24 protein-coding genes are annotated in these 24,051 nt (G+C 31.6%); 2 read left to right on the top strand and 22 right to left on the bottom strand.

All coding sequences use genetic code 11. The features are described from left to right. Entirely contained in the window at window positions 1-1,089 is a 1,089-nt protein-coding gene (locus ABD935_RS06865; RefSeq protein WP_345190998.1) for a glycosyltransferase family 4 protein, read from the bottom strand. A 68-nt stretch (window positions 1,090-1,157) separates the two neighbouring features. Continuing rightward, a complete protein-coding gene (locus ABD935_RS06870) occupies window positions 1,158-2,012 on the bottom strand; it encodes a hypothetical protein (RefSeq protein WP_345190999.1) in 855 nt (284 codons plus the stop codon). Between the two features lie 139 nt (window positions 2,013-2,151). On the opposite strand from ABD935_RS06870, the gene ABD935_RS06875 reads away from it, so the two are divergent. Continuing rightward, on the top strand, window positions 2,152-2,304 hold the full coding sequence (locus tag ABD935_RS06875) for a hypothetical protein (protein WP_345191000.1): 153 nt from the start codon (window positions 2,152-2,154) through the stop codon (window positions 2,302-2,304). Window positions 2,305-2,410: 106 nt separating this feature from the next. Here the strand turns inward: ABD935_RS06875 and ABD935_RS06880 are convergent, their stop codons facing one another. The 16 genes from ABD935_RS06880 to ABD935_RS06955 form a co-directional block, all read right to left on the bottom strand. Then, window positions 2,411-3,763: a hypothetical protein gene (locus tag ABD935_RS06880; RefSeq protein WP_345191002.1), complete on the bottom strand. Its 1,353-nt coding sequence runs from the start codon at window positions 3,761-3,763 to the stop codon at window positions 2,411-2,413. Window positions 3,764-3,779: 16 nt separating this feature from the next. Further along, the gene (locus tag ABD935_RS06885) at window positions 3,780-5,012 is read right to left on the bottom strand and encodes a hypothetical protein (protein WP_345191003.1); all 1,233 of its coding nucleotides are present in this window, start codon (window positions 5,010-5,012) and stop codon (window positions 3,780-3,782) included. Window positions 5,013-5,031: 19 nt separating this feature from the next. Beyond that, on the bottom strand, window positions 5,032-6,075 hold the full coding sequence (gene pseI / locus ABD935_RS06890) for a pseudaminic acid synthase (RefSeq protein ID WP_345191005.1): 1,044 nt from the start codon (window positions 6,073-6,075) through the stop codon (window positions 5,032-5,034). After that, window positions 6,059-6,940, bottom strand: coding sequence for a methionyl-tRNA formyltransferase (locus ABD935_RS06895; protein ID WP_345191006.1), 882 nt, complete (start codon window positions 6,938-6,940; stop codon window positions 6,059-6,061). Before ABD935_RS06895 ends, pseI begins: the two co-directional genes overlap by 17 nt. After that, the gene (gene pseG / locus ABD935_RS06900; RefSeq protein ID WP_345191007.1) at window positions 6,928-7,947 is read right to left on the bottom strand and encodes a UDP-2,4-diacetamido-2,4,6-trideoxy-beta-L-altropyranose hydrolase; all 1,020 of its coding nucleotides are present in this window, start codon (window positions 7,945-7,947) and stop codon (window positions 6,928-6,930) included. Before pseG ends, ABD935_RS06895 begins: the two co-directional genes overlap by 13 nt. Continuing rightward, window positions 7,925-8,629, bottom strand: coding sequence for a pseudaminic acid cytidylyltransferase (gene pseF, locus ABD935_RS06905; RefSeq protein WP_345191008.1), 705 nt, complete (start codon window positions 8,627-8,629; stop codon window positions 7,925-7,927). Before pseF ends, pseG begins: the two co-directional genes overlap by 23 nt. Then, complete coding sequence (pseC, locus tag ABD935_RS06910; protein ID WP_345191009.1) at window positions 8,622-9,767, bottom strand: UDP-4-amino-4,6-dideoxy-N-acetyl-beta-L-altrosamine transaminase; 1,146 nt, start codon at window positions 9,765-9,767, stop codon at window positions 8,622-8,624. Before pseC ends, pseF begins: the two co-directional genes overlap by 8 nt. Continuing rightward, window positions 9,767-10,795, bottom strand: coding sequence for a UDP-N-acetylglucosamine 4,6-dehydratase (inverting) (pseB, locus tag ABD935_RS06915; RefSeq protein WP_345191010.1), 1,029 nt, complete (start codon window positions 10,793-10,795; stop codon window positions 9,767-9,769). The genes pseC and pseB overlap by 1 nt, the downstream gene beginning before the upstream one ends. A gap of 49 nt (window positions 10,796-10,844) precedes the next feature. Then, window positions 10,845-11,714, bottom strand: coding sequence for a dTDP-4-dehydrorhamnose reductase (gene rfbD, locus ABD935_RS06920; protein WP_345191013.1), 870 nt, complete (start codon window positions 11,712-11,714; stop codon window positions 10,845-10,847). Next, entirely contained in the window at window positions 11,711-12,256 is a 546-nt protein-coding gene (gene rfbC / locus ABD935_RS06925; RefSeq protein ID WP_345191014.1) for a dTDP-4-dehydrorhamnose 3,5-epimerase, read from the bottom strand. Before rfbC ends, rfbD begins: the two co-directional genes overlap by 4 nt. Then, entirely contained in the window at window positions 12,256-13,122 is an 867-nt protein-coding gene (rfbA, locus tag ABD935_RS06930) for a glucose-1-phosphate thymidylyltransferase RfbA (RefSeq protein WP_345191015.1), read from the bottom strand. Before rfbA ends, rfbC begins: the two co-directional genes overlap by 1 nt. Before the next feature lie 12 nt (window positions 13,123-13,134). Continuing rightward, window positions 13,135-14,187 (bottom strand): dTDP-glucose 4,6-dehydratase, encoded by a 1,053-nt coding sequence (gene rfbB, locus ABD935_RS06935; RefSeq protein ID WP_345191016.1) that lies wholly within the window; start codon window positions 14,185-14,187, stop codon window positions 13,135-13,137. Continuing rightward, complete coding sequence (locus tag ABD935_RS06940) at window positions 14,177-15,235, bottom strand: YveK family protein (protein ID WP_345191017.1); 1,059 nt, start codon at window positions 15,233-15,235, stop codon at window positions 14,177-14,179. Before ABD935_RS06940 ends, rfbB begins: the two co-directional genes overlap by 11 nt. 16 nt (window positions 15,236-15,251) lie before the next feature. Then, window positions 15,252-16,943: a DUF6909 family protein gene (locus ABD935_RS06945; RefSeq protein WP_345191018.1), complete on the bottom strand. Its 1,692-nt coding sequence runs from the start codon at window positions 16,941-16,943 to the stop codon at window positions 15,252-15,254. 38 nt (window positions 16,944-16,981) lie between these two features. Then, window positions 16,982-18,475, bottom strand: coding sequence for a GH3 auxin-responsive promoter family protein (locus ABD935_RS06950; RefSeq protein ID WP_345191020.1), 1,494 nt, complete (start codon window positions 18,473-18,475; stop codon window positions 16,982-16,984). Window positions 18,476-18,576: 101 nt separating this feature from the next. After that, on the bottom strand, window positions 18,577-19,446 hold the full coding sequence (locus ABD935_RS06955; RefSeq protein ID WP_345191021.1) for a M23 family metallopeptidase: 870 nt from the start codon (window positions 19,444-19,446) through the stop codon (window positions 18,577-18,579). Window positions 19,447-19,738: 292 nt separating this feature from the next. On the opposite strand from ABD935_RS06955, the gene tatA reads away from it, so the two are divergent. Further along, window positions 19,739-19,921, top strand: a complete 183-nt coding sequence (gene tatA, locus ABD935_RS06960) for a twin-arginine translocase TatA/TatE family subunit (protein WP_345191022.1) — start codon at window positions 19,739-19,741, stop codon at window positions 19,919-19,921. A 79-nt stretch (window positions 19,922-20,000) separates the two neighbouring features. On the opposite strand, the gene ABD935_RS06965 is transcribed toward tatA, so the two are convergent. The 4 genes from ABD935_RS06965 to parS form a co-directional block, all read right to left on the bottom strand. After that, window positions 20,001-20,978, bottom strand: coding sequence for a DUF4837 family protein (locus tag ABD935_RS06965; protein WP_345191023.1), 978 nt, complete (start codon window positions 20,976-20,978; stop codon window positions 20,001-20,003). A 22-nt stretch (window positions 20,979-21,000) separates the two neighbouring features. Then, window positions 21,001-22,557, bottom strand: a complete 1,557-nt coding sequence (locus ABD935_RS06970) for a lytic transglycosylase domain-containing protein (protein ID WP_345191024.1) — start codon at window positions 22,555-22,557, stop codon at window positions 21,001-21,003. A 332-nt stretch (window positions 22,558-22,889) separates the two neighbouring features. Then, window positions 22,890-23,357: an RES family NAD+ phosphorylase gene (locus tag ABD935_RS06975; protein ID WP_345191025.1), complete on the bottom strand. Its 468-nt coding sequence runs from the start codon at window positions 23,355-23,357 to the stop codon at window positions 22,890-22,892. After that, complete coding sequence (parS, locus tag ABD935_RS06980) at window positions 23,357-23,860, bottom strand: type II RES/Xre toxin-antitoxin system antitoxin (RefSeq protein WP_345191026.1); 504 nt, start codon at window positions 23,858-23,860, stop codon at window positions 23,357-23,359. Before parS ends, ABD935_RS06975 begins: the two co-directional genes overlap by 1 nt. Between the last annotated feature and the right edge of the window lie 191 nt (window positions 23,861-24,051).

Raw genomic sequence — 24,051 nt, forward strand, 5'->3', positions numbered from 1 at the left:
TTAAGAAATTAAATTCAATATTATGTTAGCACTTTTATCCCACTTATATTTGGATATAATATCTTGATAAACCAATTCTTGATTACTAATTTTATTAAGTAAAGCTTGTTCGATTTTTACTTTCAAATCCTCCAAATCAAAGGGGTTAAATGTGAACTCTAACGGTAAATTAAAATCTTTCATTGCTGTATGGTTCGATATAACAATTCTACGATTGAATGTCATGGCCTCTATAACCGGGATGCCAAACCCTTCTGCAAATGACGGAAAAACAAACAAATCACAATTAGCATAATAATGTTTAATACTTTCAAATGAAATATCTTTTTTCCAAATTATCGACCGCCTAAGCCTTTCTGTATTATTATCAATAAATTCCTGTAGTTCCTTTCCTGGGAAATCGTGAGAACCAATTAAAACTAATTTATACCCTTTTTTGTGTAATTCGAGCTCCAGAAAGGCTCTAATCAAAATAAGATGATTCTTTCGGGGTTCAACTCTCGAAACATATAATATTATCTTCGCCGTCTCAGGGTATGCCACTGAAGCATCTAATTTGCTAAACCCATTTTCTACAGCATTTGGTGTAACATGAATAGTGTCAATAGGAATATTGTAAATTTGAGAAATCTTTTTTCTAGAATATTCCGAAACTGTAAGTAAAACATCTGCCTTTTTTGCTGAGTACCTAAAAAACAATCCGTTAATTACTCTATACTTTATTGGAAAAAAAGCTTTAAATTCTTTCTGCTCAAAAAGAATATCGTGTGTGGTAATAATATATTTGCAATATTTAAATAAAGGAGATACATACTGAAAGTGCGCATAATCAATATTATGTTTTCTGATTAAAAAAGGTAATTCAATAAGAAGACGATAAAATTTGTTATGATATTTTAATTGAACGTAACTAACATTATCATGCACTCCAAATTCATTTTTCAAGTTGTCTATATTCATCGCAACTAAAAAAAAATGATGGTTTTCTGCCTTTTGAATAAGCGAACTATATATTCCTTTTAAATATGTTCTTGTCCCTTGATGTTTCCCATCAAAAACATGCATGTCAACAAGTATCTTTTTATTCAAACTAATATAAGGTTAAAAAATTAATTTTTATACAAAGCCTTTTCCTTCCGTTACAATGAAATCAACTGTTAATCTATTTTTTCTAAAGCTAAGCCAGAGTCTCCTTTATTAAGATAATAACTACTCAGCGCAATAATTGTAATTGTAAACCAAAAAAGTTGTGTATTAAAATTTGAATTTAATAAAATAATAATGAATATTATTTTAAAAAATGCATTCCTGAATTTTACTAACAACCAAATAAAACGAAAAACTAATGAGACTCCAATAATACCGAAATCGTATAAAAATGCTGGTATAAAACCCGTATTAATAATCATATCAGTATTCCATGCCTCTGGATATATATATGTTGAAAAATACGGTGTTGACATTCCTGCTCCATACCCAAAGTATGTTTTGTAATATAAAAAATCCATGTTCTGCAGATAATATATCATTGGACCAATTCTAGCATGAGCACTTGAATCTATTAAGTTTAGATTCTCCATGAAACTTCCTTTAAATGAAAATAAAAGAAATACAATTTCACGAAGCCTGTCAATACTTTTACCTCCAATGCTTGTAAAGAAAAACAATAAGATTCCTGTGAAAATTATAACGCCTAGTATTATAAAATACTTTTTTGAGAATGTGATTTGACTAATAAACCATACCCCTAAAATTAAAAAGCCCATAGATGATTTAAAACTTAACAACATATACAGCACAATTATTCCATACCAAATAAGGCTTTTTTTTATTTTAACAAGATCATTTAAAACAGCAAAACACACAAAAACAATAATTGCCGCATATGACGGTTCTGATGATAACGAATGGTACCTAAAAATATGGGTTCTAATATCAAAAAGAATCCCCAATTGGCCTGAACTTTGAAAATACCCTTCAAGGCCTTTTAACTCTTCTAAATTAAAAAGCACGATGAACTGTGATAATATTAATACAATAAAAAAAGAAATTATAATAAATTTAAGTAGCCAGATAAATTTTTCTTCCGCTAAATTTTTCTTTGAAGCATGTATTAAATAAATATAGTACGCAATAAATAAAAAGGAATAAATGATTGAAGTAATTCTTACATCTTTTAAGTTTAATAAGGAACTAAAAAGAATATATAATAAGATTACAAAAGGAATCGAATTATTTAGTGATGGGATTTTAAATTTTAAAAAGGAGAATAGTAAAATAAAAAAAGGACCAAAAAACACATAAAGTGATATCGAAAAACTGGAAGTCTTGAAAGCAAATACATTGGTAAACGCTAAAAATGAAATAAATAGTATTATTGAATATTCAATAATCTTTTGTTTTTTTAAAATCATTTTATAATCACTTTTAAAAATCCTTTTGAAAGTTTTAAAATATTATCCTTTCCCATACACCTTGGGTCTCCAAAAGCATCCGACATAATACCGTCAAAAGAATTATCCAACAACCAACTAGAAAACTCATTTGTATTTAAACAATTTTGTTGATTACTTATCAAATCATTTAAAGTCTGGTTTTTAAAACCATTCCAGGACACCTCATTACAAGTACTCATTTTATTAAAAAAAGCAGGCGCAAATGTAAACGCTTGTTTGCCTTTTAAGGCAGCTTCATAAGCAATAGTTCCTGATACGGTAAAAAAAACATCACATCTATCTAATAATCTATGTGAGTCCGCCTTATTATCAATAAGATACGTGTTACGCAATTTTTTTACTGTTTTATAAAATTTTAAATTTCTATCTCCAATAGCGTTAGAGTGTTCTTTAACTAATAAGATATAATCTTCTGGTAATATTCGCCATATATTTGTAATTAGTTCTAATTGGTTTTCATAATATCTACCTATAACATCAATAGAGGCTTCTGGTTGTTTATGAAGTGTGAAAAGAACCTTTTTCTTATTCTCGGCTAAAGCTTCTACATTGGTTTCTGAAACAAAGTTTTTAAATAAAAACCTATTATAAATCTCGGCTGTTTTTATTTTGAATTGCGTTAATGGGTTTTTATATAGCGTTGGATCATTTTTATCTTGATTGGTTCTTAGCACAAAATTTTTAATTAATTTCAAATTATGTTTTAATGTTCCTTTTTTAGCTATCAGTTTATCATTTATAGCAAGATATGATGGCTTTTCTATTTTTATAGTATCAGTTTTTGATATTGAAGTTTTTGAAACCTCTTTAATTACTGATTGAAACTCATCAGTAAAAAATGCAAATTTGCCATTTGGAATACGTATGGTGTGTGGATTTAAAAACTGGCATTTAAGATTTCCTGCCTGAACAGTTAACCGATGCGCCATGAGCTCATGAGCCCAAGTGACTTCACCAAAAATATAATTTATATCATTTTTCGCTATAAAATCGTAATATAATTTACTTAAACTATTAAGATACCTATAAGTCCATTTACTTGATTCATATTTCAAAACTCTATCTCCATAAATTAACTCATTGATTTTTAAATCAACATTTAGTTCTGCTAGGTTTGCAACAGACAATACTTTTAGCTTCCCAATATATAGTAATTGATTTTCTGGAAATATTCTTTTTAATTGAATGTACTGTTTTTTATTTGGAATAATCCAGTACGAAGTGATAAGATGTTCCTTTAAAACATTGGCAATTTCAACAAAAACATCTGTTTTGTAATAGTTAGCGATAAAACATATGTTTTTCATACTTTTAATTAAGGTTTTAAGCAATTTTATAATTTCTTTTATATAAAACAAAGACGCTTAATAATAATGAAGCAAATGTACTAACAAACATAGCAATTGAAATCCTTTCTAAGAAATCTATTTTTACAAGTGTAATAATTGCTATAAAAATCGACCCACTAAATATGGCTAAGTACAACTTAATAATATTCTTGTTCTCCCTACCGTAATACATTTCTAAATAGGCATAAATACACGCAAAAAAGGTTTGACCTATAATGAGTACGGAAATACAAGATACTCTTTGAAAAGAAGTGTAATTATATACAATATATGCTCCAGTTACCATCAAAATCATTACTAAAGCAAATGTTAAGAATGTCAAATACTTGTAAAACACTCTTCGTTTTATCAAAAATAAATTTTTTTCTACGTAAATATCTTTAATTATAAAAGCCCAAAGCGATGAATGCGTCAAGAAAATCACCATTGAAAATCGCTGAACTAATGATAACAAAACACCATCTTCTGTAGTCATTTTAGTTAAAACATTCATTTTCCCATAATTAACAATATACATCATAATAAATACCTGAATTATGGTAGGCCAAGAAAAGAGTAAAGTGCTTTTAATTAATCTCTTAATTTGCTGTGTATTAAAACCTTCTTTATCAAATAATATGTTTGAAATGGATCTAAATAAATAAAATATTGAAAAAATGATTTGTCCAATAAATATTACCCATAAGGAAAACTCAATATCGAATAAAAAATAGGCTAACAAAAACAACAAAGACGTTGCATTAGATAAAATTGTAACATATACAGCTTTTTCCGGTCTGTTGGTAAGCCTAAAATATGACGATAAGAAAACAGTTGCTAAAACAAATAATACTCTACAAACTATAAATAAAATGAATTTTTCAAACTCAAATGCAGTATAATGAATTAAAATAATTACTCCACCAAGAACACTCAATATTACATATACTCGTTGAAAAACATTGACAAAGTTTTTAACAGTTTCCTCTTTATTACTGATATTTCTGTAAACATAAAAGAAGTAACCCGAAAGCCCAAAATCAATAAGAGGAATAATTACTACAGTAATAGAAAAAATGTATTCTATTGATAAATATACCGTTTGGTCTTTAAATAATTGGAGTACTATTAAGGGTAGTAGAAAAATAATAGCTTTATCAAAATAACTCAAAGCCATGTAGCTAAAAAGGCTTTTGTTTGTTTTTAATATATCTACAATTCGCTTCAAAAAACTACAGGCTAATTAGTTAAATATTAAAATGTTGTAATTCTAAAGGTGTTCCTTTTTCAATATCTTTTATAAAAGATTTTCCTAATATTTCATGATAATATTTTGGATGTAACCCATAACCTGGTCTAATAGATCTTATGTTTTCTTTGGTAATTGTGTCTCCATCTTTAACGTTTTCCACAACAAAAAGAGATCTTGCAAATTTTCTATTATTTTTTACTTTTTCAGAAATTTCATAAGACACTTTGCCTAATAGTTTTTCGGTATCTCTAACCTTATTTACTAATTCTGTAAACTCATCAACATCTAACGAAAAATCTGCGTCTGGCCCACCAATAGATTTATCTAAAATAAAGTGTTTTTCTATTACGGTTGCACCTAAAGTAGTTGCTACTGTTGGTGCTAACGAACCATAAGTATGATCACTAAACCCAACCTCAACTCCAAAACGTTGTTTTAAGTCCGGAATGGTATTCAAATTTGCCAACTCTAAAGGTGCTGGATAAGATGATGTGCATTTTAGTAAAATAATATCGTTGTTACCTGCTTTTCTACAAGTATCAACTGCTAGTTGAATATCCGCTTCTTCAGCAATTCCTGTAGACATAATAATAGGTTTTCCCTTTGATGCTGCATATTCAATTAAAGGAATGTCTTGAATTTCAAAAGAAGCAATTTTATATGCTGGCACGTTTAATTCTTCAAGAAAATCTACCGCTGTAAAATCAAAAGGTGATGAAAAACAAATTAAGCCTTCTTCTTCCGCAACTTCAAAAAGATTTTTATGCCACTCCCAAGGGGTATAAGCTTCCCCATATAGTTCATACAATGTTTTACCATCCCATAATGTACCACCATCAATTTTAAAATGTTTATTATCGCAATCTATGGTTAAAGTGTCTGGAGTGTAGGTTTGAAGTTTAATGGCATCTGCTCCCGTTTTTTTTGCTGCTCTAATGGTTTCTATAGCAACATTTAAATCGCCATTATGATTTGCAGATAATTCAGCTATTATAAAGCATGGATTATTTCCTCCAATAAACCTATTTCCTATTTTCATTGTCAAATTTATTTCCTCGAGCAAAAGTACAATTTTCTGTTCTTATTACATCTAAGCTTATAGTACCGTTTACTGTCTTAACTATCACTTCTGGCTCTGTTTTAACAATCTCACCATTAACTTGATTCTTCAAAGTTTTATCTTTAGAAAATGATACTTTATCAATAATGATTTTTTGATTGTTATAAAATGTAAAAGCTCCTGGGTATGGATTTGCTTGCGCTCGCACCCAATTTCTTATTACTTCTTTTGTCCAATCCCAGTTAATTTCTCCATCTACCGGTGTCCGCTTTCCAAAATACGTAGCGTCTTCTTCGTTTTGAATTGTTAAATTCAATTGGTTGTTAGCCACATTATCTAATACCTTTTTAACCAATGGATAATAAGCTCTTGCATATTTTTCAAGTATTATTGCTCCAGTATCTTCTGCATCAATAGCGATTTCTATTTGGTGTATTATTTTACCTGTATCGCAACCTGAATCAATAATATGTGCTGTTATTCCCGCCTTATTTTCTCCATTTATAATAGCCCATACATGCGGCGTTCTACCTCTGTACTTTGGCAGCAATGACCCATGAATATTGAAAATTAACTCATTAGCATGGTTAATTATATCTTCTTCAATTAAAAACAAGTAGTTAATGGATGCTATAACATCTACACTAAAGCTTTTAATAAAATCATAACCCTTGCCTTTTCTTGGATTACCAGCGTAAAACGGTATATTGTTTTTTGTTGCAAAATCTATAATTCCAGTGGAATTTCTATCGGTTAAAATAAACTGTATGGTATGCTCGTTTGCAATTTTTAAAAGCGTATCTAATCCTAATCCGCCACTACAAAGGACTCCTATTGTAAGCATAATTCTTTAATTAAATTTAAATGTCGTGAGGCTATTTTATCGTCAAACAATGCTTTTTGTGCTTTAATTAAATGATTAAATTTATGTTCTTTAAAAATAACTTCTATTTTATTTATAAAATCGGAAACCTGATAATCTTTCATGTTTCCGCCTTTATAAATAGCTTCATTATTTAGAAATCCTTTATAAATCAATTCTTGATTATCAACATAAAAACCGCTAAAAACAGGCATTTTAACACACGAAAGCTCATATAAAATAGTGCTGGCTGGTGCAATAGCAAAGTTGCATTTCTGCATAGTTTTTATTAGTTGCTCTTCAGAAAGATTTAGATATGTTTTTATTTTATCTGACTGTTTTTTTTCTAAATTAAAAATCCCTTTGTGCTTATATGCCCCACCTAAAACAATATGTATACTTTTAAAATTTGGAATTTGCAATAATCCCTTAACCGCCTTCAAAGTCAAATTAAAAGGGTCTGCACCACCAAAACACACAAATGCACTATCAATTGTTTTAATAGTTTTATTCCGCTTAGCTTCTTTTAAAAAAAGGGGTCTTAATAATGCGTATTGTGTTCCTAATGCAAAGTTAGTATGTGGTTCTTTATTATAATGGGTTTCTAATATATAAGGTGAGTGGTTTACAACCACATCTGCATACATATGCTCTTTTGCCAAATCATCAATGTATATTAACTTAAAGCCTTTTTCTTTTATTTGCTTTTGATAGGATGCTATAAATTGATAGCCGTCTGCAATAATTATATACTCTTTAGAAGAAAAAGTTGAAGCCAACCATTCTGGTTCGTCTTCAATATTAATTGATTCTGGGATAATATTTTTTGTATACGTATCAGGAATAACCAATAATGTTGAAGTTTCGTGAGTTAAAAAAACAAACTCTAAAGTATCTTTAACAACTTCTACAAGACTAAATAATCTATATAAATGACCTAATCCTGTTGTGGCATTTCCATCTGCTCTAAAGATTATTTTCTTGGTCATTGAGGATGAGTTTATATTTAATTTCGGCTAGTTTCCAGTCGGTTTCTGTATCAATATCTTGTGCGTGTAACTCTGATATAATTAAAGCTCCAGAATTGCTTGTAAATAGTTTTTTATCTTTATTAAACGAATTAGATTTTAGCCAATAAAACTGACCAGAATCATGATATCTTGGTTCTAAATCTTGTGAACGTGAATTCAAGTGTTCGCTCCAAACCATGGTAACCTTATTGTTTTCTATTTTTAACGAGCGTTGAATTGGAAACGAGAATTCTAAAACTGGAAAAACACTATCTAAATTGCCCTCTATAAGTTTTTTATAAGCTTCAGTGATTTTATTTGAAGTAACAAAAGGTGCTGTTGGCAGTATGCAACAAATATTATTAAAAGTGTTGTTTTGTTTTTTGTAATTTGCAACGACTTCTTCAACTACATCTGCTAAAACGGCAAAATCATTGGCATTATCGTTACTTCTTAAAAAAGGCACTTTAGCTCCATATTCGAATGCTATTTTTGCTATTTCTTCATCATCAGTAGACACCATAACCTCATCAAACAAATTACTTTTTAAAGCAGCTTCAATAGAATAGGCAATAATGGGTTTCCCTAAAAAAAGCTTGATATTCTTTCTAGGTATACGTTTACTTCCTCCTCTTGCAGGTATAATTGCTAAATTAGCCATTGATATAAAATAGCGTTTTTTCTATAACAAATGCCTGTTCTTCATTTGTTAGCGTTGGGTACATTGGTAAACTGATACATTTGGAGTAATAGTTTTCTGAGTTGCTTAAATCTGCGCTTCCATAACCTATTCCTTTATAGTAAGGCAAGGTGTGTACAGGAATATAATGTATTTGAGCAAAAATATTATGTGTTCTTAAAAAATCGTAAAGCCCCTTTCGGTCTTCAACTTCAATTACAAATAAATGATGTGCATTTACGGCGTTTTCTTGTAAGCTTTGAAATTTAATTTTACCATTAAAAGCTTCTTTATAGGCATTTGCTATCTCATTTCTTCTTGCTACACCAGTATTATTTTTTGCAAGCTGTGTTATTCCTAAAGCTGATTGAATATCTGTTAGCCTGTAGTTAAAACCTAACTCCTGCATTTCATAAAACCAACCACCATGGTTTTCTGCCATGTTTTCTTTAGTAATTCCGTGTGTTCTTAACAAAGACAGTTTTTTATGAAGCGTTTCTGAATTTGTGGTTATCATTCCGCCTTCGCCACAAGCAATATGTTTTACTGGATGAAATGAAAATATACCTATATCAGCATAATTACCATTTCCGCACATTTGTTTTATGCCTTTAGAATCTGTGAAATAGCCTCCTGGTGCATGACAAGCATCTTCAATAATCCATAAATCATACTTGTTTGCTAATGTTCTAAACGCTTCTAGATTTACTGGAAGACCGGCAAAATCAACTGGGATGATACCTTTGAAAAATCCTTTTGGCTTACTTTCTATAAGTTCCCTAGTACTTTCTAAAGACAAAACATAAGAATCTGGATCGATGTCTGCAAACCAAACTTCGCCTCCAGCATATCTCACACAATTAGCTGATGCTGCAAATGTAATTGGTGTAGTAATTACGCGTTCACCTTCTTTCAATCCTAAAGCTAAAACAGCTAAATGTAAGCCAGATGTTGCATTGTTTACAGCTACAGCATATTTTGCACCAACATATTCTGCAAACTTACCTTCGAATTCTTTAACTTTTGGTCCTTGCGTTAAAAAATCAGCAGAAAGCGTTTTTACAACCGCATCAATATCGTCTTGGTCTATATTTTGTCTTCCGTAAGGTATGGCTTTCATTAAACTATAAAATTAGAATCTACATGTTCTTTTATCAAATCCCTAAGACTTTCAATGGTTTCCCATTCATCATTGTCTCCAGAGTTATAACTAAATCCTAATGGTGCCTTTTTAGCATTAAAGATTTTAACGAAATCCTCTAAACTCCATTTGTGAGTTGCAGGAAGTATGGTATAATATTTCCCAAGATCGTAAGTATAAAAAGAATCTGAAGGTGTAATCATCTCCTCATGTACTTTTTCGCCTGGACGTATACCAACAACTGGTTTTTCACAATTTGGCCCAATGGCTTCAGCTACATCCATAATTTTGTATGATGGGATTTTAGGAACAAATAACTCTCCTCCCCAAGCATGTTCCAAAGCATGCATAACCATATCTACACCACCTTGTAACGAGATGTTGAAACGCGTCATATTAGGATCAGTGATAGGCAACGTGTTTTCTTCTTTCTTTTTATTGATAAAAAACGGAATTACCGAGCCGTTAGAGCCCATAACGTTTCCGTATCTAACAACCGAAAACCTTATTGGGTTTTCTCCTTTAATGTTATTTGCCGCAATAAATAACTTGTCTGATGTTAATTTTGTTGCTCCATAAAGATTTATTGGCGCACAAGCCTTATCTGTTGAAAGCGCAACAACACGCTCTACTTTAGTTTTAAAACAAGCGTCAACAACATTTTCTGCTCCACCTATATTAGTTTTTATACATTCATCTGGGTTGTATTCTGCGATATGAACATGTTTCATAGCCGCTGCGTGTATCACATAATCTACACCTTGAAACGCTCTTACTAATCTTTCTCTATCTCTAACATCGCCAATAAAATAACGTATTTGAGGATACTTTTGAGAAGGATATTCTTGAGCCATTTGAAATTGCTTTTGCTCATCTCTAGAATAAATTACCAATCTTTTGACTTCTGGATATTTAGTTAGAATATGGCTAGTAAGTGCTTTACCAAGAGAACCTGTTCCTCCAGTAATTAAAATAGATTTTCCTTTTAAGTCAAACGTGCTTTTCATTTTATTTTTTTAAATTAATCTAAAATTTTATTTTCTGTTAAATACAATACTATTTTACAAGGTTTTTGTAGTTAAACATACACTTTTTTAAACTTTCCTGCCAATTATATGTTTCCATTTTTAAAGTTGTTTTTATTTTGTCTTTATTTAACACGCTATATGCTGGTCTTATTGCTGGTGTAGGATACTCACTCGTTTTAATGGCGTGAGTTTTTATTTCGATTTTAAATATTTGAAATATAGTTTTTGCAAAATCAAACCAGCTGGCAACCCCTTCATTACTATAATGAAACAATCCGTAATTTTGATTATTAGAATCTATAATTTTTAATATTACTTCTGCCAAATCTTTGGCATATGTTGGTGTACCTATCTGATCACTTACAACACTAATTTCGTTTCTTGTTTCAGCCAAGCGTAACATAGTTTTCATAAAATTGTTCCCGTGTTCAGAATATAACCAAGCTGTTCTTAAAATGAAGTAATTATTAAAAGTACTAATTATTTCTTCTTCTCCTTTTAACTTAGACTTACCATATACGCTTAAGGGGGTTTCTAAATCTTTTTCAGTGTAAGGTAATAAAGATTTTCCGTCAAAAACAAAATCAGTTGATATATGTATTAATGTTGTGTTATTTTCAGAACATAATTTAGCTAAGTTCTTAGCCCCAATAGCATTTATGCTATAAGCCTGTTGAATTTCCTTTTCTGCCTTATCAACAGCTGTGTATGCCGCACAGTTTATACAATAATGAAATTCTAAATTAGACTTAAAAAAAGAACTTACTTGATCTAAATCACAAATGTCAAGATCTAGATAATCTGTATAAATAAAATTTAACCCACTATATTGATTTTCAATGTCTTTTATACAACTAGCTAATTGACCGTTACTTCCGGTAACTAAAACATTAATCATAAACAAATATTTTCAAAAGTTGGCAGGATTAAATCTTTTTCAGAAACTATAAGATCTGTCGTAGGTAAAAGCCAATCAACATCTAAATCAGAATCTGTATAAATAATTCCTCCCTCGGAAGCTTTGTTATAAAAATTATCACATTTATATGAAAATAAAGCTGTGTCACTCAATACAACAAAGCCATGTGCAAATCCTCTTGGCACAAAAAATTGTTTTTTATTTTCTCCTGATAATTCAATAGATACATGTTGGCCATATGTTGGGGACTCCTGCCGAACATCCACGGCAACATCTAAAACCTTTCCTTTTATAACTCTAACCAATTTTGCCTGGGTATGTTTACCTCTCTGAAAGTGCAAGCCCCTCAAAACGCCTTTCGAGGAATATGACTCGTTGTCTTGAACAAAACTAATATTACGTCCTATTAACTTACTAAAAGTATTTTGGTTGTAGCTTTCAAGAAAGTATCCTCTTTTATCCTCAAAAACTTTAGGCTCTAAAATAAAGCACCCTTCTAATTTAGTTTCTCTTATCGTCATTATTTTTTTTTCAATAGTCCTAATAAGTTTTTCCCATATCCACTTTTAAGCAGCGGTTCTGCTAAGGCCTTGAATTGGCGTTCACTTATGTAGCCCATTTCAAAAGCAGCAGCTTCAATTGCTCCTATTTTTAAACCTTGTCTTTCTTCAATAACTTCAACAAATTGAGAGGCCTGCATCAATGATTGAAAGGTGCCTGTATCTAACCATGCGGTTCCTCTATCCAATATGCTTACGCTGAGTTTTCCTTGGTCTAAATAAACTTTATTTAAATCAGTAATCTCGAGTTCTCCTCTATGACTTGGTTTTATATTTTTTGCTATTTCTACAACAGAATTGTCATAGAAATATATTCCTGGCACTGCATAATTCGATTTTGGATATTCCGGTTTTTCTTCAATCGAAATGGCTTTTCCTTCTTTATCAAATTCTACTACTCCATAACGTTCTGGGTCATGTACTCTATACGCATAAATAATACCGCCATCAGGGTTGTTATTAGCTTGCAAGAGTTTTGCCAACCCTGTCCCATAAAATATATTATCACCTAAGATTAAAGCGACCTTATCATTCCCAACAAACTCTTCTCCTATAATAAACGCTTCTGCCAGTCCATTAGGCTCTTGCTGAACTGCATATTCAAACTTACAACCATATTTTTTTCCATCCCCAAGTAAATCCTTAAACAAAGGTAAATCTTTAGGTGTAGAAATAATTAATATGTCATTTATTCCAGCATACATTAGTGTAGAAAGCGGATAGTAAATCATTGGTTTATCGTAAATAGGCATCAGTTGCTTACTTACTGACAATGTTAATGGGTGTAATCTTGTACCAGACCCTCCTGCTAGTATAATTCCTTTCATTAGTTTTATAATCTAATTATATTGCTTTTTATAGTAGGATTGGTATTGCCCACTGGTAACGCTATTTAACCAATGGTCGTTACTCAAGTACCATTTAATAGTTTTTTCAAGACCTTGTTCAAATGTTACCGAGGGCTCCCAGCCTAATTCATGCTTTATCTTTGATGCATCAATAGCATACCTTAAATCATGCCCTGGTCGATCTTTTACATACGTGATTAATTGTTCTGATGATCCTTTTGGCCTTTCTAATTCAATATCCATTTTTTGGCATAATAACCTAACCAAGTCTATATTTTTCCACTCGTTAAAACCTCCTATATTGTAAGTTTCACCATTAATTCCTTGGTGATATACTAAATCTATTGCTACGGCATGATCTTTTACATACAACCAATCTCTAGTATAGTTACCGTCACCATAAACAGGTAAAGGTTTGTTATTGATAATATTGTTTATAAATAAAGGAATCAACTTTTCTGGAAATTGATTCTGGCCATAATTATTAGAACAGTTAGTTATAACATAAGGCAGGTTATAGGTTTCACCGTAAGCCCTTACAAAATGATCAGAACTTGCTTTAGATGCTGAGTAAGGGGAATTTGGGGCATAAGCCGTGGTTTCAGTAAATAAACCTGTTTGCCCTAATGATCCATAAACCTCATCGGTACTTATATGATAAAAACGTTTGTTTTTATAATCATCTTTCCAACAGGTCTTAAAAGCATTTAAAAGATTCATGGTTCCCATAACATTAGTTTTAACAAACGCCAAAGGATCTTCAATAGATCGATCTACATGAGATTCTGCTGCTAAATGAATGACGCCTTCAAACTTATGTGTATTAAAAAGTGTATCTAAGACATCTTCATCTGTTATATCCGCTTTAATAAAGGTATAATTAGGCTTGTGTTCAATATCCTTTAAATTCTCTAGATTTCCAGCATAGGTCAATGCGTCTAAATTAAAGATATGATAATTTGGGTATTTTTTTACAAGGAGTCTTACCACATGTGATCCTATAAAACCTGCGCCACCTGTTACTAAAATGTTTTTAGTCTTCATAATTATTTACAAATCGTATTAGTTTTTTCATTAAAAATACCATAGTAAGTATTACAAAAGCCAATAATGGAAAAATAAGAACGTATTTAGTCCAAAGACTACTATACTCAGAACCCACATCTTGAAAACTAGATAATGTGTCAAAAAACACATCTTCTTCAACTTTTTGAGACTCTAATGTAGATAATTGCTGTCTTAACTGTAATTCCTTATCCAATAATTCAAATTCCTTAGTATCTACACGTTCCTGAACCAGGGACATGCCGTCTTTTAATGTAATGGTTCCAGAGTTTTTAGAACTGGATTCCTCTTGCAATACTTTTATATATACATTTTTAAGTGAATCCACTTGTTGTAAAGAGTTCATAATACGATTTTTATCAATCGCTATCAAAGAATCTCTCTTTTCCATTTTCTTAACAGAATAGGTGTTGGTAAAGGTGGAGTTTAAACCTTCCTCTAAAGATCTAAAAATATCTTTTTTAAAGGATTTTACACCAATTTCATATATACTTCCTGAATATATACTTCTATTTTCTATAAACGCATCAAAATATATTTCTGTAGCTCTTGTACTATCTACTTGCTTAATAAACTCTTCGTACTCTAAAATTCTATCATTCTCTGTTTCAGGGCCAGGGGTAATTTCAAATTCAAGTATTTCATTAGCAAAATCCTCTTCTATCTTAAAAAGATTACCTAATTGTTTAAAATCTTTATCCGCAATTAAAGCATTATAATAATTTATGTTTGTAACTAGCTGAAATTTAGAATCAAAATAGGGTTTAACAAGCATACTAGAAGTATAAACAGGCTGCTTTGCTTTTTCTATAGCATAGCCGATAACTCCAGCTAACACCATAGAAATAACTATTATTTTGAAATTATTAATTACAGCTCTAATTATAAAAATAATAACCGATAAAATACTCTTGAATATGTTTCCAACAAACCGAAATAATCGATCAAACATATTTCCTATTAGCTTAAACAATTGACCCAAATCCACTTCTTCAGATTGAGGTTGTTGTTGCAAATCTTTACTCATAATTATAATGTATTATTTAATTTAATATTTGTTCTAATATTGTTCTTGTTATTAAATACGTTGGTCTTACGCCAGATGTACCTAACCCTCCTGATGCTAAAGTGGCCCCCGTTTCTAATGGGTTATCACTAGCATAATAGGCGTATCTTACTTTTACATTTTGACTTATACTTCCCCTAACTTTTGATGCCGCTTGAATGGCTTTTTGATAATGCGCCCCTTCCATTTCCAAGCCTATAACTTGCCAAGTGGAATTGTGAAAAAACTTTAAAATATCTTTATTTTGTAATGAGGTTCCTAAAACGGTAATCATCGAACCTTCATAAACAGCAACACCTTTCCCTTCTAAATCTTCTCTTTTTAATTCGTTTTCAAAAGGATAATTATCCGCTGTTCCTTCAAAAATATGTGCGGATGGTATCATAATATCACCTTTACCGCCTTTTAAAATACCTGCTTTACCCATTATTGACAAAGACTCAACATTCAAATGGATTTTCTTCCCCTTTACGTTGTATGGCTTTAATAATTCATCAATCGTTTCATAGGCCTGCTCACCAAAAGCATAATCCATAACCAATATTACAGGTTTTTTTTGTTTTAAATGGGTTTCAGCAACTTTAATATCTATTTTAGAAACATCCATTTTGGCCGTATCAAAAATTTGAACATCTATATTGGTCCCAGATGTGTCCTCGATGTAAATCATCCCATTTTGCAACGCTTCTTTTGTTACTTTATTGCGTAACACATCATTTTCTTTTTTGCTTAAAGATTCATAGACTTCAACAATATCCTTTTTAGAGGTATTAGGTTTTAATGCATTGGGCGCAAAAAGTGTATTCATAACACTATGCATATTAGCACTAATTATATGAATAGGCCGTTCTAGTAAATCGTTTTTAAAAAGCACGTCTTTTATAGCATCCGACCATATTTCTCCGTGTATATGATGCCCAATACGTTCTCGTAAAACAGGGCTAAATGTAACGGTTCGTTTATTGTCATGTATAAGTTCTTCAATCGCTAATTTTCCTAACCAATATACAATATGAAGCAACCGTTCTGGCTGTGAAGCTGAAGCAAACTTATTATAAACGGTCATTAACTCATTAAAGGTTCTTCCTAAAATATTAGCGATATGGGTAATAGCAATTTCTCTTTCTTCTTGATTGAGTTTCTTTTTTGATAAAACCGCTTTTTCAAGCTTTATCCAATCTCGAGTTGTTTCCCCTTGGTCGTTTATTATAACGCGATTACCAATTTTATGGGATTCTATAAATAGAAACGTAAGGTGTGTTAGAATATCATAGATTTCTGAGCGCCCTCTAGTAATCTCAATATTCATTTGTTCGGCATCAATCCTATAGCAATTTCGGCGTCTCTTTTTTGGAATAATAGGTTTGAAATGAGAATTGGAGTACCCTTCATCATTTGTTAAATTAATAAAGGAACATTCTTCAATACCAATAGGAAGCCTATCTATAACATACAGCAAACCCTCTAGTTCTGCTTTTTCTTCGCCTACAGAACCATATATCTCTGGTCGTAAAAGTAATAATGACTGACGCAACGTTTCGCCAGAAACTCCCATAGGTTTATAAAACCCTCTATTGAACAAATGGCGCATAGTAATATACATCCGCTCAATGGCATTCGAGCTTTCTTGAGCGCGCGTTCTAGCCTGATGTTTTTTATTACTACTCATAGTTTAATTTGGTGGTGCCAAATATAATACTATTTGCATTAATTTACATACGGGAAATTAGCAACTATCTTTCTATCGTTCGATAATCTTGGTAATTTGTTTTGCCCACCCAGTTTACCAACAGATTTCATATATTCTTGAAATCCGCCTTTTTTAACTTTAGTGATTTTAAGAGGCTGAAGGACATTACCTTGAATTAAATCAAAATAATAGGTGTTCTGTTTTTGAAGGGATTCATCAATTTTTTTCGCTAAAGCGGAAAGATTATCTGGTTCGTTTTCAAATTCAATAAACCATTCATGGTACGGCAATCCTTCCTTTGGGTTAATTTGTGGTGCTACCGTAAACTCTGAAACACGAATGCTAGTGTTTAATGTGGCGTCTTGCATGGCCTGTTCTACTTCTTTGCCAATAACATGTTCGCCAAAAGCCGAAATAAAATGTTTTATCCGACCTGAAACGATAACACGATAGGGCTTTGTGGATGTAAACTCAACGGTATCACCAAGATTATACGCCCAAAGCCCAGCATTTGTTGAAATTATCATGACGTAATTTACACCTAATTCAACATCTTTTATGGTAATTCGTTTTGGGTTTTTGTTGAAAAATTCATCGGCTTTTATAAATTCATAAAAAATACCAGAATTAAGTTGAAGCAACATCCCTTTTTCATGCTGCTTATCTTGAAAAGCAAAAAAACCTTCACTTGCGGGATATAATTCTATACTATCGACTTTCCTACCAATTAAATTTTCAAATTTAGCTCTGTAGGGTTCATAATTAACGCCTCCAAAAATGAATAAATTGAAATTCTTAAAAATATCCCCTACTTTTTTACCTGTCTTTTGCTGAAGTTTTTCAAAATACATTTGCACCCAAGATGGGATTCCAGAAATTATGGTCATATTTTCTGGAAGGGTTTCTTCAACAATGGCATCCACTTTGGTTTCCCAGTCTTCAATACAATTAGTCTCCCAAGATGGCAACCTGTTTTTTTGCAGATATTTAGGCACATAATGTGCCACAATACCCGACAGACGTCCCAATTGCACCCCATTTTGCTCTTTAAGAATTGGACTTCCTTGTAAAAAAATCATTTTACCATCAACAAATTTTGCGTTTCCAGTTTCATGAATATACATTAAAATGGCATTTCTAGCCGCCTCAACATGACTCGGCATACTTTCCTTTGTAATAGGAATATATTTGGAACCTGACGTCGTTCCAGATGTTTTTGCAAAATAAATGGGTTTACCGGGCCAAAGAATATCTTTTTCTCCAGCTACTACTTTTTCTACATAAGGTTTAAGAGCTTCATAATCTCTAACTGGAACACGCTTTACGAAATCTTCATGATTGTTTATGCTAATAAAATCATGGTCTTTTCCAAACGCAGTACTAGTGGCTTCTGAAATTAAGTCTTGAAACACTTTCTTCTGGGTTTCTATAGGTTTATTTGCCCATTTTTGAACACGCTTATAAACACGTTTTGCAAAAGGTTTTGCTAAGGCAGATTTTAGTGATATCATGATTTTATCGATATTAAACAATAGTGTGGTCGGGCGCAGTTTGAAACCTTTTTTATTACTTTTTATTTATAACCTCTCGACTGCGCTTGAGGAGACAACATTTATTTAAAATCTATGAAATTTGTAGGGTTGATAGGGTATCCATCGTTCCAAAGTTCAAAATGCAAATGGGGCCCTGTTGATAATTCTCCTGTGCTTCCTGCGGTAGCAATAACCTCTCCTGCTTTAACTAAATCGCCTTGTTCTTTTGATAACGCGGCATTGTGTTTGTAAATTGAAATCAACCCATAACTATGTTCAATAATAATAACATAACCCGTACTTGCAGTCCATTCAGCAAAAATAACAATGCCGTCTGCAGTAGCTTTTACAGGGGTGTCTTTTGCAACTACAATGTCTACTGCATAATGTTTTTCCTTGGCATTATAATGCTCGCTAATAGTACCACTTACTGGTGGAAATAAGACAAAATTGGTTGCTGTTGTTGCCGACTCGAATAAATTATATTTATCTTCTTTATCCACTTTTTCACGTAACAACGAATCTTCGGCTATTGGATTTAAATCAACTTCACTAGCTTCCAATTTAACCGATTGAATAATAGAATCTTTATTAAAATCTATAACGCTCAAATCGCCTGTTAAAACCTTTTTTATAGATTGATAATAACGGTCGTTCATAATTATGACTTGCTGTAAAGAATCGGTTTTATAACTTAATGCTGTGGCTTTCTTTTTTAATGCTGTTGATGAGTATCCAGGGATATATTCCTTAAGCGGTGTAAACGCTATTAATAGATAGGTAAATGCTATTAAAAAAATAACTAGTAACGAACACAGCACAAAAACATTTAACCGTGCTAACTTAAATGATAAGCGCTCTTCGAAAGTGTTTTCGTTAAGTATGACTAATCGGTACTTATCAAGTAACTTTCTTTTTATTTTTTTAGGTTTCTTTTTATTGTCCTTCATGTTAAAACAAAAATAATAGAATTTATTAAATAGTGTTGGTCTTTAGATAAAGTATAACATTTTAATCCATTATTATTTTAAACCCACTATATGCTCAGGGCAAAATCATTCTTTTATTTTAGAACTATTTTGCTAGTAATACACTACTAAAACTAAAAAATGATATACCTATAACTCATCTTGATTTTTTCTATTTTCTAAAAATGAGTTTACCCTAACAATATGCTAAAGTTAGCCTTAAATCGCGTTTATTAAACTTAAATTATTAACTTTGTTTTTTAAAATAATTATTATGAGCTTATATATGTTACCATTAGCAATAGGACCTTGGCAAATAGCATTGATTGTTGTGGTTGTTTTATTATTATTTGGAGGTAAAAAAATACCAGAATTAATGCGCGGATTAGGAAGCGGCATCAAGGAATTTAAAGATGCTAGTAAAGAGGAAGAATCCGCAGACGACAAAAAAGAGTAAAACTAATTTTGTTTATACTTAAAAGACCAACACGATGTGTTGGTCTTTTTTTATGAAAATTTTTGAGGCTTATTAGGTATCAATCTATTTTAACCGATTTAATAATCGCTTCAACTTCTAACATATAGTTTCGTTTTTCAACTGATGGTGCAAATGCAAAGCCTTCAACAACTACCCAACGTTTATTAATTTTATCCTCTATAGCATAGTTAATAAACGGGCCCGCCATAAAAGCACCTTGTAAATCCCAAATACCTTTTGTTTCTAAAGTCGGTTTGTTATCTATTATAACGTTGTTATGGAATGGCGTATAGGCTTTTTCGGTTATTAAATAGGATCCTTCTATACGTCCAGGAACATTTATTTCCCCTATCGAATCTCTAATTTTTATAATTTGTGCAACCGTGCTATCATTACGTTTTATGGCATCATATGGCAACTCATACAACATTAAATGCAACGACCCCGTGGTGATGTCTTTTGAAAACCAGAAGAAATTGTCTGTTTCCTTAACGATTTCATATATAGATGGAAACTGAATTGTTAGACCAAATTTTTCTTTAATAGCACTGAATTTATGTGGCGATTTAGCCATTTGCCTTAATCGTTCTGTAAGCTCTTCATTTCTAAATGTTTCAATTATTTTTGATTCATTTTCATTAAGAACATTAATAATCTCTTCTTTTGTTTTCCCAGAAACTACAATAACTTTTTGAGGCTTAGCGTAGGCATCTTTTAAAATTTCAATACCCGCTTCTTTATTGGTTTCAATCTTTAAAACCGTTCTGTTTTTAGTAACAAAACCTGAAAATACAGCAGTCGGAATTTGACTAATAGTAAATGTGGGTTCATCTTGTGGCAATCCGTAAATGGGTTGTGCGAGTACGTTTCTTATGGCTTCACCTACGCGACCGTCCCATATCTCGTTTTCTGTTACAACAGATACATTGTTAATAGCTCCCGATGCATCTGGAAGAAATTTTTCTTTTGGTTTATTGCTGTCAACACAAGACATTAAAATTATTAATGATACTACTGAAAAAATAATATATCGCATAATACGCTCAAGTTTTAGGAATTTACCCTTTGGCTATTTTAAGTTTCATTCCGGGTTTTAATTTACTACCGCTAATACCGTTCCAATCTTTAATATTTTGAATAGAAACTCCCGGGAATTTTTGAGAAATGCTCCAAAGTGAGTCTCCAGTTTTAACCACATAGGTAATCACTTCCCCAGAAATGGGTTTTGGTTTTATTATCGCTTTCGTGGAAGACTTAGCAGCCACATGAGGCTTTGTAGGATAAATAGTTAATCGTTGGCCTATTTTTAAATTATTGCTTCTTAACCCGTTCCATCTTTTTATATTACTAACTCTAACACCATAGATTCTAGATATTTTCCCTAGATAGTCTCCAGACTTTACACGATAGGTTATTTTATCTTTTGCTTCAAAAAACTGAGGCATGGGTTTTTCGCGTTTATCAAATTCCGCTTTAGCGAAGGCATAAATTTGTTCCTCATTATTTACAAAATCCCCAACAACATCTATGGGTAATCGCAACGTATAATTTTCATCTTTAATAAAAGGAATAATATCTAATTTATAAGACGGATTTAAAAATTGAAGTTTTTCAATAGGGGTTCCTGTTACTTCCGACACTTGGTCGAGCGTAATCATACGTTTAACAAGAACAGTATCTGTTTCAAAATAAGCAGATTCGGGTTTGTATTGTTTAAAACCATGTTCTTTGGCGTACTCAAAAATATACATATTGGCTAAAAATGCTGGTAAATAACCCGCTGTTTCTCGCGGTAAATTATGCCTTATATTCCAGTAATTCCTATAACCTCCAGAGCGCCTAATGGCTTTAGAAACATTACCAGGGCCCGAATTGTACGCCGCTAAAGCCAAATCCCAATCCCCAAATATTTTATATAATTTGGCTAAGTATTTTGCTGCGGCCTCGGTAGATTTTATGGGGTCGCTACGTTCGTCAACATAACTACTTACATCTAAACCATACATTTTACCTGTGCTAAACATAAACTGCCACAACCCTGTAGCGCCTACTCTAGATTTTGCCCTGGGTTTTAATGCCGACTCTACAATGGCTAAATATTTAACTTCTAATGGAATGTCGTAAAGGTCTAATTCACGTTCGAACATCGGAAAGTAAAACGCACTTAAGGTGATTAACTTTTGAATTGATTTTCTCCTGTGTTTTAAATACGATTTTATAACACTTTCTAAAGATGGATTATATGCTACATTAAAAGGCGTTCTTGCATCAAGTTTTTTAAGTCTGGCTTTAAGCGTATCTGTGGGTAATTCTGGGTAGTCAACGGGTTCGAAATTTAATTCAGTAACTGAATTATAAATAGAATCGAACAGGGTGTTGTTGTACAATTCCGCATACCATTGTTCGTCTAATTTGTTAGCATACGCAATGGCTTCTATTCTTTTTTTTATTGAAGCACTATCCACTTCAACTTCAATAGATTTTATGCTTTGGGAAATGCCGTCAATTAAAGAGTCTTTAATGGGTTGGTGTTGTACATAAACAGTGTCCTGAACTTGCGAAAAACAAGTTCCGATATTAAGAAGTAATAGGATTGTAAAAAATCGAAAAGCCATAAAATCAATTCCGTTGATTATTGAACGGTGTTATGGCTAAATTCGTATTTTTTAGGGGAATTAGAAAACTTAATTTAAGTTATATCTAAATTTAGATTAATTAAACACTGATTTTTGATTTAAATTGAAGTTTATAGATTTCAACAAACAGATTGCCACATCACGAATAAAATCTTGATTCGCCATGATAAATAGTATTTAAAATCCTGATAGTTTTTGTTGGAAATTATTTATTTCCCGCAGGAAAACTTAATTATCTTTATGGGATAACGGTAACAAAAAATTTACCATATAACGAGTTGGCATTAAAACCCAAGGCAAAATCTAGATTATTATCGTTTATCTTTTTTTAGCCTTTCATCAATTGGTAATTCAATAAACTCGACTACTTCAACTTTTCCAAATTCTTTAAATAAAGGATTTAGAATAATATTTGATTCGAGACCGACAATAGTAGATGGCACTCTTAAAGCAAATCTATTTCGGTCTTTTGCTAAATCAGTAAAAACCTCTGTTGTTTTGGAAGAATATGGATATTGATTCCATCTTTCAGGAAGTTCTTTTAATTCTTCTATTAAAAACTCGTCTGGAAATTGAATTTTTGCAATTAATATTTCTTTAGGTAAATACGCAATGTTTTCAGAATGAACATAATATTCTAATAACGCTAATGAAATATTTTCTGAACAATAAACAGCTCTCGTACCAACTGAATTCCATCTTCCGCCAACTTTTTCAGCACCAATTCCTGATAATGTTTTGTCTTTATGTTTTACATTAGCTATTCTGTAGACAATCATTAGCTGTAAACGTTATATTGAATTCTAATGATTTCGTTTTCCACCATTTCAAAACCAAAACTACTGTCAAGTAGCTCAAATGGAATTTTATTACCGAGAGTTTTCGATGGAGTCATTAACCATTTCTTAAAATCTTCTTTGGAATCAAAGACCTCATAACCTAATCCAAATAATCTAGCTAATTCATAAATTCGTTCAGACGTCTCTTTTCCGTAAACAGCTTTCTTTTGCATACTACTTATAGATGCAGGAAGAATATGTTCGAACTCTTTTTCCGTAGAATCTGTGTATTGAATCAATTCTTTCCAATCTGACTTTTTAACACCTTCTCTAATACGACCTATTAATTCCAATTTGAATCCAGGAGCATCTTTAGAGTGTACAACAACCCAAGATGGCGAAAACTTACTATGTTTTGCAGGAGTCGCACCCTTTCTAGCAACTTTTACTTTTACTGCACCCTTTTTTTTATTTGAATTCCCTGTTTTTGTCTTAACCTCCATTATTGTATTTTTACGTCTTGTCAATTGTAAATATACAATATAATTTAGAATTATTATAGGCTTTAAATAAAATTCACATAGAATAAACTAAAAAAAGGAATAAAAACTACTGCCAACATGCATATAAAACACAGCCCAATCCCTATCAATTTTCAATCCCTTTGACTCAATCATAATCAGAGGCCACTCGA

This window comes from Algibacter agarivorans (genome assembly GCF_039543245.1).
In the GTDB taxonomy this organism is placed as follows: domain Bacteria; phylum Bacteroidota; class Bacteroidia; order Flavobacteriales; family Flavobacteriaceae; genus Algibacter_G; species Algibacter_G agarivorans.